General features: G+C 57.9%; 13 protein-coding genes and 1 tRNA gene. All 14 read right to left on the bottom strand.

Annotation, left to right across the window (positions count from 1 at the left end; translation table 11 throughout):
* Nucleotides 1-120: GTP-binding protein (locus ASB58_RS19645; protein ID WP_235827348.1), on the bottom strand; the 120-nt coding region annotated here is incomplete at its 3' end.
* A gap of 34 nt (nt 121-154) precedes the next feature.
* Entirely contained in the window at nt 155-2,257 is a 2,103-nt protein-coding gene (gene fusA / locus ASB58_RS19640; protein WP_096006472.1) for an elongation factor G, read from the bottom strand.
* An 18-nt stretch (nt 2,258-2,275) separates the two neighbouring features.
* Entirely contained in the window at nt 2,276-2,749 is a 474-nt protein-coding gene (gene rpsG / locus ASB58_RS19635; protein WP_118132057.1) for a 30S ribosomal protein S7, read from the bottom strand.
* A gap of 97 nt (nt 2,750-2,846) precedes the next feature.
* A complete protein-coding gene (rpsL, locus tag ASB58_RS19630; RefSeq protein WP_080048726.1) occupies nt 2,847-3,218 on the bottom strand; it encodes a 30S ribosomal protein S12 in 372 nt (123 codons plus the stop codon).
* A 144-nt stretch (nt 3,219-3,362) separates the two neighbouring features.
* Nucleotides 3,363-7,562 carry a DNA-directed RNA polymerase subunit beta' gene (gene rpoC / locus ASB58_RS19625; RefSeq protein ID WP_096006474.1) on the bottom strand — a complete coding sequence of 1,400 codons (4,200 nt, stop codon included), beginning with the start codon at nt 7,560-7,562 and terminating at the stop codon, nt 3,363-3,365.
* A 64-nt stretch (nt 7,563-7,626) separates the two neighbouring features.
* On the bottom strand, nt 7,627-11,697 hold the full coding sequence (gene rpoB, locus ASB58_RS19620) for a DNA-directed RNA polymerase subunit beta (RefSeq protein WP_096006475.1): 4,071 nt from the start codon (nt 11,695-11,697) through the stop codon (nt 7,627-7,629).
* A 216-nt stretch (nt 11,698-11,913) separates the two neighbouring features.
* A complete protein-coding gene (rplL, locus tag ASB58_RS19615) occupies nt 11,914-12,285 on the bottom strand; it encodes a 50S ribosomal protein L7/L12 (RefSeq protein WP_096006476.1) in 372 nt (123 codons plus the stop codon).
* A 76-nt stretch (nt 12,286-12,361) separates the two neighbouring features.
* A complete protein-coding gene (gene rplJ / locus ASB58_RS19610; protein WP_096006477.1) occupies nt 12,362-12,862 on the bottom strand; it encodes a 50S ribosomal protein L10 in 501 nt (166 codons plus the stop codon).
* Between the two features lie 200 nt (nt 12,863-13,062).
* Nucleotides 13,063-13,758 carry a 50S ribosomal protein L1 gene (gene rplA, locus ASB58_RS19605; protein WP_096006478.1) on the bottom strand — a complete coding sequence of 232 codons (696 nt, stop codon included), beginning with the start codon at nt 13,756-13,758 and terminating at the stop codon, nt 13,063-13,065.
* The gene (gene rplK, locus ASB58_RS19600) at nt 13,758-14,189 is read right to left on the bottom strand and encodes a 50S ribosomal protein L11 (RefSeq protein ID WP_083729004.1); all 432 of its coding nucleotides are present in this window, start codon (nt 14,187-14,189) and stop codon (nt 13,758-13,760) included. The genes rplA and rplK overlap by 1 nt, the downstream gene beginning before the upstream one ends.
* A 115-nt stretch (nt 14,190-14,304) precedes the next feature.
* The gene (gene nusG, locus ASB58_RS19595; RefSeq protein WP_096006479.1) at nt 14,305-14,838 is read right to left on the bottom strand and encodes a transcription termination/antitermination protein NusG; all 534 of its coding nucleotides are present in this window, start codon (nt 14,836-14,838) and stop codon (nt 14,305-14,307) included.
* A 9-nt stretch (nt 14,839-14,847) separates the two neighbouring features.
* Nucleotides 14,848-15,216 (bottom strand): preprotein translocase subunit SecE, encoded by a 369-nt coding sequence (secE, locus tag ASB58_RS19590; RefSeq protein WP_096006480.1) that lies wholly within the window; start codon nt 15,214-15,216, stop codon nt 14,848-14,850.
* Between the two features lie 38 nt (nt 15,217-15,254).
* A tRNA-Trp gene (locus ASB58_RS19585) sits at nt 15,255-15,330 on the bottom strand.
* A 54-nt stretch (nt 15,331-15,384) separates the two neighbouring features.
* The coding region (locus ASB58_RS19580; protein WP_023007569.1) for an EF-Tu C-terminal domain-related protein at nt 15,385-15,476 on the bottom strand (92 nt) is incomplete at its 5' end.

The raw sequence follows: 15,476 nt of genomic DNA, 5'->3' as shown, positions 1-15,476 counted from the left end.
ATAAACCTCTGCGCAAACACGGGTCAGTGCAGCGGTCAGAGTGGTTTTACCATGGTCAACGTGACCGATGGTGCCTACGTTCAGGTGCGGTTTGCTACGTTCAAATTTTTCTTTAGCCACGGTTGATAACCTCTTTAATTAGCCTAGGTTCAAGTTAGCCTTGCTTCTTGATGATTGCTTCGGCGATGTTCATGGGTGCCTCGGCGTATCTCGAAAACTCCATGGAGTAGCTCGCACGTCCCTGGGACATGGAGCGAACATCCGTGGCGTAACCGAACATTTCACCAAGCGGAACCTCAGCGCGGATCACCTTACCGGAAGGAGAGTCTTCCATACCCTGGACCAGGCCGCGACGACGGTTCAAGTCGCCCATTACGTCACCCATGTAATCTTCAGGGGTGACAACTTCGACTTTCATCATCGGCTCGAGCAAAACGGCACCACCCTTTTGGGCCAACTGCTTGGTGGCCATGGAGGCAGCAATCTTGAACGCCATTTCGTTCGAGTCGACATCATGATAGGAACCATCATAGACGGTTGCCTTAAGGCCAAGCAGCGGATAGCCGGCGAGCACGCCGTTCTGCATCTGCTCCTCGATACCCTTCTGGATAGCCGGGATGTATTCGCGCGGAACCACACCACCGACAATTTCATTAACGAATTCAAGCTTCTCTTCGTTGCCCTCGGCCGGCTCAAAGCGAACCCAGACGTGACCGTACTGACCACGACCGCCGGACTGACGTACAAACTTGCCTTCGATTTCACACTTGTTGCGGATCGCCTCACGATAGGCCACTTGCGGCTTACCGATATTGGCCTCGACGCTGAACTCGCGCTTCATGCGATCAACGATAATATCCAGGTGCAGCTCACCCATCCCGGAGATGATGGTCTGACCCGACTCCTCATCGGTACGCACACGGAAGGACGGATCCTCCTGCGCCAACTTGCCCAGCGCGATACCCATCTTTTCCTGGTCAGCCTTGGTTCTCGGCTCGACAGCCACCGAAATAACCGGCTCAGGAAACTCCATGCGCTCAAGAATGATCGGCTTGTCGATGGCACACAGGGTGTCCCCTGTCGTCACATCTTTCATGCCGATCAGCGCGGCGATGTCACCAGCGCGCACTTCCTTGATCTCTTCGCGGGAGTTGGCGTGCATCTGAACCATGCGGCCAACGCGCTCCTTCTTGCCCTTGACCGAGTTCAGCACCGCATCACCCGAAGACAGAACCCCGGAATACACACGAGCAAAGGTCAGCGTACCGACAAAGGGGTCGGTTGCGATCTTGAACGCCAGCGCAGCAAAGGGCTCGGCATCATCAGCATGACGCTCGTCCACGCGCTCTTCGTCATTCGGGTGCACACCCTTGATCGCGACGACCTGATCCGGCGCAGGCAGGAAGTCGATCACCGCATCCAGCACCAGCGGCACGCCCTTGTTCTTGAAGGACGACCCGCAAACGGCCGGGACAATCTCACAAGCCAGGGTACGCTGACGCAACCCCGCCTTGATATCCTCGATGGAGAGCTCACCCTCCTCAAGGTATTTGTTCATCAGGTCTTCGTTGGCTTCTGCAGCCGCCTCGACCATCTTCTCGCGATACTCGTTGGCCTGATCAAGCAGCTCGGCAGGAATCTCTTCCTCAACAAAGCTCATACCCTGATCTTCGTCATTCCAACGAATCGCCTTCATGCGCAGCAGATCAATCTGCCCCATGAAGTTTTCTTCAGCACCGATGGCCAACTGCACGGGCACGGGCGTATGACCAAGACGCTTCTTGATCTGCTCGACCACGCGCAGGAAGTTGGCGCCCTGACGATCCATCTTGTTTACATAGACGATACGCGGGACGCCATACTTGTTGGCCTGACGCCAAACGGTCTCGGATTGCGGCTCGACGCCCGACGTACCACAGAACACCACGACCGCACCGTCAAGCACCCGCAGCGAACGCTCAACCTCAATCGTGAAGTCAACGTGACCGGGGGTGTCAATGATATTGACGCGATGCTTGTCGTACTGCTTCTCGGAACCCTGCCAGAAGGCGGTGGTAGCAGCAGAAGTAATGGTAATACCACGCTCCTGCTCCTGAGCCATCCAGTCCATGGTGGCAGCGCCATCATGGACTTCGCCCATCTTGTGGTTCACGCCTGTATAAAACAGGATCCGCTCCGTCGTCGTGGTTTTGCCCGCATCAACGTGCGCGCAGATACCAATATTACGGTACAGATTGATCGGGGTTGTACGAGCCACAATAGTCTCCTGAGCCGTTTAGAAGCGGTAGTGAGAGAACGCTTTGTTGGCTTCAGCCATACGGTGGACGTCTTCACGCTTCTTAACAGCGGCACCCTTGCCGTCAGCGGCATCAGCCAGCTCACCGGCCAGGCGCAGAGCCATGGACTTCTCGCCACGCTTACGGGCAGCATCAACCAGCCAGCGCATCGCCAGAGCGTTGCGACGGGAGGGACGCACTTCAACCGGAACCTGGTAGGTGGCACCACCTACACGGCGAGATTTAACTTCCACGAGCGGAGCGATCGCATCCAGAGCCTTTTCGAACAGCTCAACCGGATCTTCGGCCTTGGCGCGCTCTTTCAGCTTGTCCAGCGCGCCGTAAACAATGCGCTCGGCAGTGGACTTCTTGCCGCTTTCCATTACGTGGTTCATGAATTTCGCGAGAATCTGGCTGCCGTACTTAGGTTCTGGCAGGATCTCACGTTTTGCCGCTACACGACGTCTTGGCATGATAAGCCCTCAAACGGTCTTCAGGTTAGCCCGGGACTGTAACGATCTGGTTACGCCCGACCTTACTCTTATCGACACAGGTAAATTGAATTCGGTATTACTTCGGACGCTTGGCGCCGTACTTGGAACGACCCTGCTTACGATCTTTAACACCGGAGGTGTCCAGAGAACCGCGAACAGTGTGGTAACGCACACCCGGCAAGTCTTTTACACGGCCGCCGCGAATCAGAACGACGCTGTGCTCTTGCAGGTTGTGGCCTTCACCACCGATGTAGGAAGAAACTTCGTAGCCGTTGGTCAGACGAACACGGCAGACTTTACGCAGAGCCGAGTTCGGCTTCTTCGGCGTAGTGGTATACACGCGAGTGCACACACCACGACGCTGCGGGCAGTTCTGCAGGGCCGGCACGTCGCTCTTTTCAGCAACGCGCTTGCGCGGCTTGCGAACCAGCTGGTTGATTGTTGCCATCTAGCAAACTCCACTGATGTCGGAATGACATACGTTAATAAAAAATGGCAGGACGAAGTGCCCCGCCAATTTTAGGGGTACGAGATCATATAGAGACCGCACCCTGTCGTCAAGGCGCCCGGCCCTTGCGGGCCGGGCCACCTATCAGCCTTCGCTTGAGTTCAGTGCATCAGACAGAGCCTGTTCAACTTCACTCGCGCTGACTTTGACCGGCTTGTCAGCTTGACGCTGACGCTTGCGCTCGGCGTGGTAAGCCAGACCAGTACCGGCCGGGATCAGACGACCGACGACCACGTTTTCCTTCAGACCACGCAGCTGATCGCGCTTGCCGGTAACGGCCGCCTCGGTCAGTACGCGGGTGGTCTCCTGGAAGGAGGCCGCGGAAATGAAGGACTCGGTCGACAGCGACGCCTTGGTGATACCCAGCAGGACGCGATCGTACTTGGCCGGGAATTTGTCCTGACCACTCAGCTCGGCGTTCTCTTCCAGCACCTGGGTCAGCTCTACCTGATCGCCCTTGATGAAGCTGGAGTCGCCGGACTCGGTGATTTCGACCTTGCGCAGCATCTGGCGAATAGTCACCTCGATGTGCTTGTCGTTGATCTTCACGCCCTGCAGACGGTAAACGTCCTGAATCTCGTTGACGATGTACTTGGCCAGCGCGCTGACACCCAGCAGACGCAGGATATCGTGCGGGTTGCTCGGACCGTCGGAGATAACCTCACCCTTGGTAACCTGCTCACCCTCGAACACGTTCAGGTGACGCCACTTCGGAATCAGCTCCTCGTACGGATCGCTGCCATCGGTCGGAGTGATAACCAGACGACGCTTACCTTTAGTCTCTTTACCGAAGGAGATGGTGCCGCTGATCTCCGCCAGAATGGACGGCTCCTTCGGACGACGCGCTTCGAACAGGTCGGCAACACGCGGCAGACCACCGGTGATGTCGCGAGTCTTCGAGGTTTCCTGCGGGATACGTGCAACAACGTCACCCACATTCACCTTGGCGCCATCGGACAGGTTGACCAGCGCGTTGGCCGGCAGGAAGTACTGTGCCGGCACGTCGGTACCCGGCAGCAGCAGCTCTTTGCCGTTCTCGTCTACCAGCTTCACCGCCGGACGGATGTCCTTGCCGGCAGCCGGACGATCTTTCGGGTCCATGACCTCAATGTTGGTCAGACCGGTCAGTTCGTCAGCGGTACGCTTGATGGTGATACCTTCGTCCATACCGAAGAAGGCAACGGTACCGGAAATCTCGGTCACGATCGGGTGAGTGTGCGGATCCCACTTGGCCACGATGGCGCCGGCATCAACCTTGTCACCTTCCTTGATGGAAATGACCGCACCGTAGGGCAGCTTATAGCGCTCACGCTCACGACCGAACTCATCAGCAACCGCCAGCTCACCGGAACGGGAAACCGCAACCAGTGCGCCGTCGGCACGCTCAACGTGCTTCAAGTTATGCAGACGGATGGTGCCGCCGTTCTTGACCTGTACGCTGTCGGCCGCGGAAGTCCGGCTCGCCGCACCACCGATGTGGAACGTACGCATGGTCAGCTGGGTACCCGGCTCACCAATCGACTGAGCAGCGATAACACCGACCGCTTCACCGATGTTGATCAGGTGGCCACGGGCCAGGTCACGACCATAACAGGTCGCACACACACCGTAGTGGGTGTCACAGGTAATCGGCGAGCGCACGATGACTTCATCGACGCTGTTCTTTTCCAGGAACTCGACCCACTTCTCGTCGATCAGGGTACCGGCCGGCACGATGGTCTCGTCACCACCCGGCTTCAGCACGTCGCGGGCAACCACACGGCCCAGCACGCGCTCACCCAGCGGCTCAACGATGTCACCACCTTCAATGTGCGGCGACATCAGCAGGCCGTTGTCGGTGCCGCAATCGGTTTCGGTAATAACCAGATCCTGCGCGACGTCAACCAGACGACGGGTCAGGTAACCGGAGTTGGCGGTTTTCAGTGCGGTATCGGCCAGACCCTTACGCGCACCGTGAGTGGAGATGAAGTACTGGAGTACGTTCAGACCTTCACGGAAGTTCGCGGTGATCGGCGTTTCGATGATGGAGCCGTCCGGCTTCGCCATCAGACCACGCATACCGGCCAGCTGACGAATCTGAGCAGCGGAACCCCGCGCACCGGAGTCAGCCATCATGTACATGGAGTTGAAGGACTCCTGGTCCACCTCGTTGCCTTCGCGGTCAATAACACGCGTGCTCTTGAGGTTGTCCATCATGGCCTTGGAGATTTCATCGTTGGCCTTGGACCACAAGTCGATGACCTTGTTGTACTTCTCGCCCTGGGTTACCAGACCGGAGGCGTACTGGTCTTCGATTTCCTTCACTTCCTCGGTCGCCTCATCAATGATGCGCGCCTTCTCATCCGGGATGACGAAGTCGTTCACACCAATGGACGCACCCGAGATGGTGGAGTAGGCGAAACCGGTGTACATCAGCTGGTCAGCGAAGATCACGGTTTCCTTCAGCCCCACCACGCGGTAGCACTGGTTGATCAGCTTGGAGATCGCTTTCTTCTTCAGCGGCTGGTCGACCATTTCATAGGGCAGACCTTTGGGCAGCACCTGGAACAACAGCGCACGGCCGACAGTGGTGTCGACGATACGGGTTTCCGTGGTCCAGCTGTCGTCCTTGTGCTTGACCGTTTCGGTGATACGCACCTTGACCATAGCGTGCAGTTCAACCTGACCGCTGCGGTACGCCATCTCAACTTCGTTGACGTTGGAGAAGGCCATGCCTTCGCCGCGGGCGTTGATGCGAGTACGGGTCATATAATACAGACCCAGTACCACGTCTTGGGACGGAACGATGATCGGCTCGCCCGATGCCGGCGACAGGATGTTGTTGGTGGACATCATCAGTGCACGCGCTTCCAGCTGGGCCTCAAGGGTCAGCGGAACGTGTACAGCCATTTGGTCACCGTCAAAGTCGGCGTTGTAGGCCGCACAGACCAGCGGGTGCAGCTGAATTGCCTTACCTTCGATCAGCACCGGCTCGAATGCCTGGATACCCAGACGGTGCAGTGTCGGTGCACGGTTCAGCAGAACCGGGTGTTCGCGGATGACTTCAGCCAGGATGTCCCAAACCTCAGGCAGCTCGCGCTCAACCATCTTCTTGGCGGCCTTGATGGTGGTCGCCAGACCACGGTGCTCCAGCTTGCCGAAGATGAAGGGCTTGAACAGCTCCAGCGCCATCTTCTTGGGCAGACCACACTGGTGCAGACGCAGGGTCGGACCTACCACGATCACCGAACGACCGGAGTAGTCAACGCGCTTACCGAGCAGGTTCTGACGGAAGCGACCCTGCTTACCCTTGATCATGTCGGCCAGGGATTTCAGCGGGCGCTTGTTGGTGCCGGTGATGGCACGGCCACGGCGACCGTTATCCAGCAGCGCATCAACCGACTCCTGCAGCATGCGCTTTTCGTTGCGCACGATGATGTCAGGCGCAGACAGGTCAAGCAGACGCTTCAGACGGTTGTTACGGTTGATCACACGGCGATACAGATCGTTCAGATCGGAGGTCGCAAAGCGGCCGCCATCCAGCGGTACCAGCGGACGCAGATCCGGCGGCAGAACCGGCAGAACGGTCATGACCATCCATTCCGGCTTGTTGCCGGAGCCGTCAAAGGCTTCCATCAGCTTCAGACGCTTGGACAGCTTCTTGATCTTGGTTTCCGAGGTGGTCTGCGGAATTTCTTCGCGCAGCTTGCCGATCTCGTGAGACAGATCCATAGCGGTCAGCAGCTCGAAGACAGCCTCGGCACCCATGCGGGCGTCAAAGTCGTCACCGAACTCTTCCAGCGCTTCAAAGTACTGCTCGTCGTTCAGCAGCTGACCCTTTTCAAGGGTGGTCATGCCCGGCTCGATAACCACGTAGCTCTCGAAATAGAGTACGCGCTCGATATCACGCAGGGTCATGTCCAGCAGCAGGCCGATACGGGACGGCAGGGACTTCAGGAACCAGATGTGAGCCACCGGCGAAGCCAGTTCAATGTGACCCATGCGCTCACGACGGACCTTGGCCAGCGCGACTTCAACGCCACACTTTTCACAGATCACACCGCGGTGCTTGAGGCGCTTGTACTTGCCGCACAGGCACTCGTAGTCCTTCACCGGGCCAAAGATCTTGGCGCAGAACAGGCCGTCACGCTCCGGCTTGAAGGTACGGTAGTTGATGGTTTCCGGCTTTTTAACTTCGCCGTAGGACCAGGACCGGATCATCTCCGGGGATGCCAAGCCGATTCGAATGGAATCGAACTCTTCAATCTGTCCCTGGGACTTGAGCAGGTTCAATAAGTCTTTCAAGGCCTATACTCCTCGCAGTGTCTCAAGGGCGGCGCTCGCCGCCCGAGACGTGGGCAGTTGGTGATTATTCGGATTCCAGTTCGATATCGATACCGAGCGAACGGATTTCCTTGACCAGTACGTTGAAGGACTCGGGCATGCCGGCCTCCATGCGGTGGTCTCCGTCCACGATGTTCTTGTACATCTTGGTACGGCCGTTCACGTCGTCCGACTTCACTGTCAGCATTTCCTGCAGGGTGTAGGCGGCGCCGTAGGCTTCCAGCGCCCAGACCTCCATCTCCCCGAAACGCTGACCACCAAACTGCGCCTTACCGCCCAGCGGCTGCTGGGTAACCAGGCTGTAGGAACCGGTGGAACGCGCGTGCATCTTGTCGTCTACCAGGTGGTTCAGCTTGAGCATGTACATATAGCCGACGGTCACCGGACGATCAAAGGTGTTACCGGTACGGCCGTCGTACAGGCGCATCTGACCGCTGTCCGGCAGGTCCGCGAGACGCAGCATGTGCTTGATCTCGGTTTCTGCCGCGCCGTCAAATACCGCTGTCGCCATGGGTACGCCGCCACGCAGGTTCTTCGCCAGCTCGATGATTTCAGCATCGCTGAGATCGTCCAGGCTTTCCTGACGGCCGCCTACCTTGTTGTAGACCTCGTCAAGGAAGCTACGCAGCTCGGCGATCTTGCGCTGTTCTTCCATCATCCGGTTGATCTTCTCGCCCAGACCTTTGGCCGCGAGGCCCAGGTGGGTTTCAAGGATCTGACCGACGTTCATACGCGACGGTACACCCAGCGGGTTCAGAACGATGTCGACCGGCGTGCCGTTCTCATCGTGCGGCATGTCTTCGATCGGCATGATCACGGAGATAACACCCTTGTTACCGTGACGACCGGCCATCTTGTCGCCCGGCTGGATGCGGCGCTTGATTGCCAGGTAGACCTTGACGATCTTCAGTACGCCCGGCGCCAGGTCATCGCCCTGCTGCAGCTTGCGCTTCTTGTCTTCAAACTTCTCGTCGAGCAGTTTGCGACGGTCAACCAGGTACGCCTGGGCGCGCTCGAGCTGCTCGTTCAGGGCGTCCTCGGTCATGCGCAGCTTGAACCACTGGCCGCGCTCGATACCGGCAAGAATGTCGGCCGACAGCGCGGTGCCTTTCTTCAGGCCTGCGCCGCCTTCAACAGTCTGGCCGTCCAGCGCAGAGGCCAGACGCTCAAAGGTCGCAGTTTCAACGATGCGGAACTCTTCCTGCAGATCCTTGCGAATCTCGTCGAGCTGTTCTTTCTCGATGGCCAGGGCGCGAGTGTCACGCTCTACACCGTCACGAGTGAAGACCTGCACGTCGATGACGGTACCCTTGGTGCCGGTGGGCACACGCAGGGAGGTGTCCTTCACGTCAGATGCTTTCTCACCGAAGATCGCACGCAGCAGCTTCTCTTCCGGCGTCAGCTGGGTTTCGCCCTTGGGCGTTACCTTGCCGACCAGAATGTCGCCCGGGCCCACTTCGGCGCCCACGTAGACGATACCGGCTTCATCCAGTTTACCCAGTGCCGCCTCGCCCACGTTCGGGATGTCGGAGGTGATCTCCTCCGGCCCAAGCTTGGTGTCACGGGACACACAGGTCAGTTCCTGGATGTGAATAGTAGTGAAACGGTCTTCCTGCACAACGCGCTCGGACACCAGGATGGAGTCCTCGAAGTTGTAGCCGTTCCAGGGCATGAACGCGACGCGCATGTTCTGACCCAGCGCCAGCTCACCCATGTCGACGGAAGAACCGTCAGCCAGGATGTCCTTGCGAGAAACCACGTCACCTTTTTTCACCAGCGGACGCTGGTTGATGCAGGTGTTCTGGTTGGAACGGGTGTACTTGATCAGGGTGTAGATATCGACACCCGCTTCGCCCGCTTCCACTTCGTCGTCGTTGACACGAACAACGATACGGCTGGCGTCGACGGAGTCGATCACGCCGCCACGGCGAGCAGTCACACACACACCGGAGTCGCGTGCTACGTTGCGCTCCATGCCGGTGCCCACCAGCGGCTTCTCGGCGCGCAGGGTCGGTACCGCCTGACGCTGCATGTTCGAGCCCATGAGTGCGCGGTTGGCGTCATCGTGTTCAAGGAACGGAATCAGCGAGGCGGCAACAGACACAACCTGACGCGGAGATACGTCCATCAGGGTGACGTCTTCCGGCGCCTTAACGGTGAATTCGTTCATATGACGGACGGCCACCAGATCGTCCACGAGCTTACCGCCTTCGACCTTGGCGCTCGCCTGGGCGATGACGTGGTCAGCCTCTTCAATGGCCGACAGGAAGACGATCTCGTCGGTCACTTCGGCGTCTTTGACACGGCGGTACGGGCTTTCCAGGAAGCCGTACTGGTTGGTACGCGCGTAGGTCGCCAGGGAGTTGATCAGACCAATGTTCGGACCTTCAGGGGTCTCAATCGGACATACGCGACCGTAGTGGGTCGGGTGTACGTCACGGACTTCGAAGCCGGCACGCTCACGGGTCAGACCGCCCGGGCCAAGAGCCGACACACGGCGCTTGTGGGTGATCTCGGACAGCGGGTTGTTCTGGTCCATGAACTGGGACAGCTGGCTGGAACCGAAGAATTCCTTGACCGCGGCAGCCACCGGCTTGGCGTTGATCAGATCCTGCGGCATCAGGCCTTCGCTTTCGGCCATGGACAGACGCTCTTTGACCGCGCGCTCGACGCGCACCAGACCGACACGGAACTGGTTCTCGGCCATCTCGCCAACGGAGCGGATACGACGGTTACCCAGGTGGTCGATATCGTCAACCACGCCCTTGCCGTTACGGATGTCGACCAGGGTCTTGAGTACTTCGACGATGTCTTCCTTGCTCAGCACGCCGGCGCCTTCGATCTCTTCGCGACCGATGCGACGGTTGAACTTCATGCGGCCAACGGCGGACAGGTCGTAACGCTCGCTGCTGAAGAACAGGTTGGCGAACAGCGTTTCGGCGGCGTCCTTGGTCGGCGGCTCGCCCGGGCGCATCATGCGATAGATTTCTACCAGCGCTTCGAGCTGAGTGGTGGTGTTGTCGATGCGCAGGGTATCGGACACGAACGGACCGCAGTCGATCTCGTTGGTGTACAGCGTTTCCAGACGCGCGATCTGCGCCTTGGCCAGCTTGGCGACCAGATCAGCGGTGACTTCGGTGTTGCAGTCAACCAGGATCTCACCGGTAGCCGGGTGCACGATCGGCTTGGCGATGGTACGGCCAATCAGGTAGTCGAACGGCACTTCCAGGCTGTTGATGCCGGCCTTCTCGAGCTGATTGATGTGGCGCGCAGTAATACGACGGCCTTTCTCGACAATAACCTTGCCCTTGGCATCCTTGATATCAAAGGTGGCGATCTCGCCACGCAGACGCTGGGGCACCAGCTCGAGCATCAGGCTTTCGCCCTGCACTTCGAACACGTTGGTGTCGTAGAACATATCGAGAATTTCTTCGGTCTGGTAACCGAGGGCGCGCAGCAGCACACTGGCTGGCAGCTTGCGGCGACGGTCGATACGCACGAAGACACAGTCTTTGGGGTCAAACTCGAAGTCCAGCCAGGAGCCGCGGTAAGGAATCACGCGAGCGGAGTACAGCAGCTTGCCGGAGCTGTGCGTCTTGCCACGGTCGTGGTCAAAGAACACACCCGGACTGCGGTGCAGCTGGGACACGATGACGCGCTCGGTACCGTTGATGACGAAGGTACCGTTCTCGGTCATCAGGGGGATTTCCCCCATATAGACTTCTTGCTCCTTGATGTCCTTGATCGCCTTGTTTGACGATTCGCGATCAAAGATGATCAGGCGCACTTTTACGCGCAGCGGCACGGCGAACGTCACGCCCCGCAGTACGCATTCCTTGACGTCGAAAGCCGGGTCGCCAAGGCGGTAACCGACGTATTCAAGAGCCGCATTACCCGAATAGCTGATAATGGGGAAAACAGATTTGAAGGCCGCGTGCAGACCGATATCACGGACGCCACCCTGAGCAGATTCAGCCTGGAGGAACTCACGATAGGAGTCCAGCTGAATGGCCAACAGGTAAGGCACATCCATCACATGCGGCAGTTTGCCAAAGTCCTTGCGGATACGTTTTTTCTCAGTATATGAGTAAGCCATCAGCGTTCCCCAGCTTGGTCACCTGCTTGATTGGCCTCCCCGCGGCGCGGGAAAACCTGAAAATGCGTGCAAGCCCTGAGTCTTGCTCACTCCTCTGGAGTGCCTCGCCGTACGCGCCAATCAGCGCGATACAACGGAAAAAGGCCGGTGGCACACAGGCCACCAGCCATCAATCTGACCGGTAAAATCAGATTGTCGACGCAAGGTCGGGCGAGCTTACTTGAGCTCGACCTTGGCGCCTGCTTCTTCCAGAGTCTTCTTGGCAGCTTCGGCCTCTTCCTTGGAAGCGGCTTCTTTGATGGTGCCCGGAGCGCCGTCAACCAGTGCCTTGGCTTCTTTCAGGCCCAGACCGGTCAGCTCGCGAACTGCCTTGATGACGTTAACTTTCTTGTCGCCAGCTTCGGTCAGAACGATGTCGAACTCGGTCTGTTCTTCAGCGGCAGCAGCAGCACCGGCAGCCGGGCCAGCAGCAACAGCAGCGGCAGCGGATACACCGAACTTCTCTTCCATGGCGGAGATCAGTTCGACAACCTGCATTACGGACATTTCGGATACGGCGTTGATGATATCTTCGTTGGTCAGAGCCATGACTCTAAATTCCTGTATTGGGGGACGGCTGATGCCGTCAAAACATTAAAAGCGTTAAAAGCAAGCGAGGCGCCTATCAGGCTGCTTCGGCTTCCTTCTGATCGCGGACTGCAGCCAGAGTACGAACGAACTTGCTGGTAGCGCCTTGGATAACGCTCATCAGCTGTGCGATTGCTTCGTCGTAAGTCGGCAGAGAAGCCAGCTTGTCGATTTCGGATGCTGCAAGGAAGTTGCCTTCGAACGCAGCTGCTTTGATCTCGAACTTGTCCTGGCCCTTGGCAAATTCCTTGAACAGACGAGCGGCAGCGCCCGGATGTTCGTTGGAAAATGCGATCAGAGTCGGACCCACAAAGGTTTCGTTCAGGCACTCGTAATCAGTACCTTCGATCGCGCGGCGCAGCAGGGTGTTACGTACAACACGTACGTAGACGCCAGCTTCACGCGCATCTTTGCGGAGACCAGTCATAGCAGCAACGGTCACGCCGCGGGCATCAGCCACAACGGCAGACAGCGCACCTTTGGCAGCTTCGTTGACTTCAGCGACGATGGCCTTTTTGTCTTCGAGCTTAATTGCCACGGGTTTTACTCCTGGATTTACCATTAACCGCCCTTTTGGGGCAGCGTGTTTTGGTGTCTGATCCAGCCTGCACTGAATCGGGAGCACCATCTGCGTAGGCTTGCATGTTTAAGGCTTTCGCCGCCTACGGTCTTGGACAGCCCCCGCATGCAGGGACCCCAATAAGAAAGGCGCACCGCGTGAGCGGTGCGCCTGAACCATCAGATGTTCAGGGAAGCCTGATCGATCTGTACGCCCGGCCCCATGGTGGTGCTCAGGGTCACGCGCTTCAGGTAAACACCCTTGGAGGTGGACGGCTTGGCCTTTTTCAGGTCAGCCAGCAGCGCCTCGACGTTCTCTTTCAGCGCGGCGGCGTCAAAGCCGACCTTGCCAACAGAGCAATGGATGATGCCGTTCTTGTCGGTGCGGTAGCGAACCTGACCGGCCTTGGCATTCTTGACGGCGGTAGCAACGTCAGCAGCAACGGTACCTACCTTCGGGTTCGGCATCAGGCCACGCGGACCCAGAACCTGACCCAGCTGACCAACAACCCGCATCGCGTCCGGAGAAGCGATAACAACGTCGTAGTTCAGGTCGCCAGCCTTCATTTCGGCAGCCAGCTCGTCCATGCCTACCTTGTCAGCGCCGGCAGCCAGAGCGGCTTCTGCGTTGGCACCTTGAGTGAACACAGCAACGCGTACCGTTTTGCCAGTACCGTTGGGCAGCAGCGTGGCGCCACGAACGACCTGGTCGGATTTACGCGGGTCAACACCCAGGTTTACAGCGACGTCGAAGGACTCAACGAACTTGACGTTGGACACTTCAGCCAGAACAGCGGCTGCTTCTTCGAAGGTGTAAGCCTTGTTAGCCTGTACCTTTTCGGCGATTGCCTTTTGACGCTTGGTCAACTTAGCCATTACACACCCTCCACATTCAGGCCCATGCTGCGCGCGGAACCAGCGATGGTACGCACAGCGGCATCCAGATCAGCAGCAGTCAGATCAGCCTCTTTGGCTTTAACGATCTCTTCCAGCTGAGCGCGGGTAACGGTACCCACTTTCTGGCTGTTCGGACGCGGAGAACCGCTCTTCAGACCGGCTGCTTTTTTCAGCAGAACGGCTGCGGGCGTGCTCTTGGTTTCGAAAGTGAAGCTGCGGTCACTGTATACAGTGATGATCACAGGCGTCGGCAGACCCGGCTCAACGCCTTGAGTCTTGGCGTTGAACGCCTTGCAGAATTCCATGATGTTTACGCCGTGCTGACCCAGGGCCGGACCTACCGGCGGACTCGGGTTAGCCTGACCGGCCTTGACTTGCAGCTTGATATAAGCCTGAATCTTCTTTGCCATTGTCTTTCTCCGAAGGGTAATAGCGCCTTGCGGCTTCCCGTTTAAAAACATTCCCCGACTGACAACAAAACCCCGCAACGCATAAGCACTGCAGGGTTCAGGGAATCAGATGAGGTCAGCCCTTTTCGACCTGGCCGAACTCGAGCTCCACTGGCGTGGGGCGACCAAAAATGAGAACCGCCACCTGAACTCGGCTTTTCTCATAGTTAACCTCTTCGACAACCCCGTTGAAGTCAGCAAAGGGACCATCGGTAACGCGAACCACTTCGCCCGGCTCGAACAGCGTCTTGGGCTTGGGCTTGTCAGTGCCATCGGCAACACGACGCAGAATGGCTTCTGCTTCACGGTCGGTAATCGGCGCAGGCTTATCAGCCGTACCGCCAATGAAGCCGAGTACGCGCGTGGTGTCTTTCACCAAGTGCCAGGTGCCTTCGTTCATTTCCATTTGAACCAGAACGTAACCCGGGAAGAACTTGCGCTCGCTCTTGCGCTTCTGACCGTTGCGCATTTCCACCACTTCTTCAGTGGGGACCAGAATCTCGCCGAATTCGTCTTCCATTCCGGCCAGCTTGACACGCTCCTGCAAAGAGCGCATTACATGCTTTTCGAAGCCCGAATAGGCATGCACGACGTACCAACGCTTAGCCACGGAGCACCTTTAACCAATGAACTGAGAAACGATCCAGCCCAGCAGGCTATCCAGACCCCAGAGAATCAGAGCCATAACCAGAACCACAGCCACCACGATCATCGTGGTTTGTGCGGTTTCCTGCCGAGTAGGCCATACGACCTTGCGTATTTCGATACGCGCTTCTTTCAGCAGCGACCAGAACGCCTTGCCCTTGGACGTCTGCAGCGCGACAAAGCCCGCCACCAGACCCAGAACAACCAGCGCGATCGCGCGGTACAAAACAGGCTCGGCAGAGAAGTAGGAATCTCCGAACACACCGACGGAGACAATTAAAGCCACAACAACCCACTTGATCACATCGAAGCGGTTATCGTTAAGCTCTGCCTTAGCGCTCATGAATCTTCAAGTCCTGTTTTGGAAGCCAGATATTAATCTGGCAGGCCAGGAGGGAATCGAACCCCCAACCTGCGGTTTTGGAGACCGCCGCTCTGCCAATTGAGCTACTGGCCTGTAATCGCAGTCGAGCCGGCAATACTACCGGCCCGACCATTCAAGATCAATCGATTATTCGATGATCTTGGCTACCACACCGGCACCAACGGTACGACCACCTTCGCGGATCGCAAAGCGCAGACCGTCTTCCATCGCAATCGGCG

The organism is Pseudomonas abyssi, assembly GCF_003444685.1.
GTDB lineage: Bacteria > Pseudomonadota > Gammaproteobacteria > Pseudomonadales > Pseudomonadaceae > Halopseudomonas > Halopseudomonas abyssi.
The sequence above is the reverse complement of the archived record's forward strand: the minus strand, read 5'-3'. Positions and strand labels throughout refer to the sequence as shown.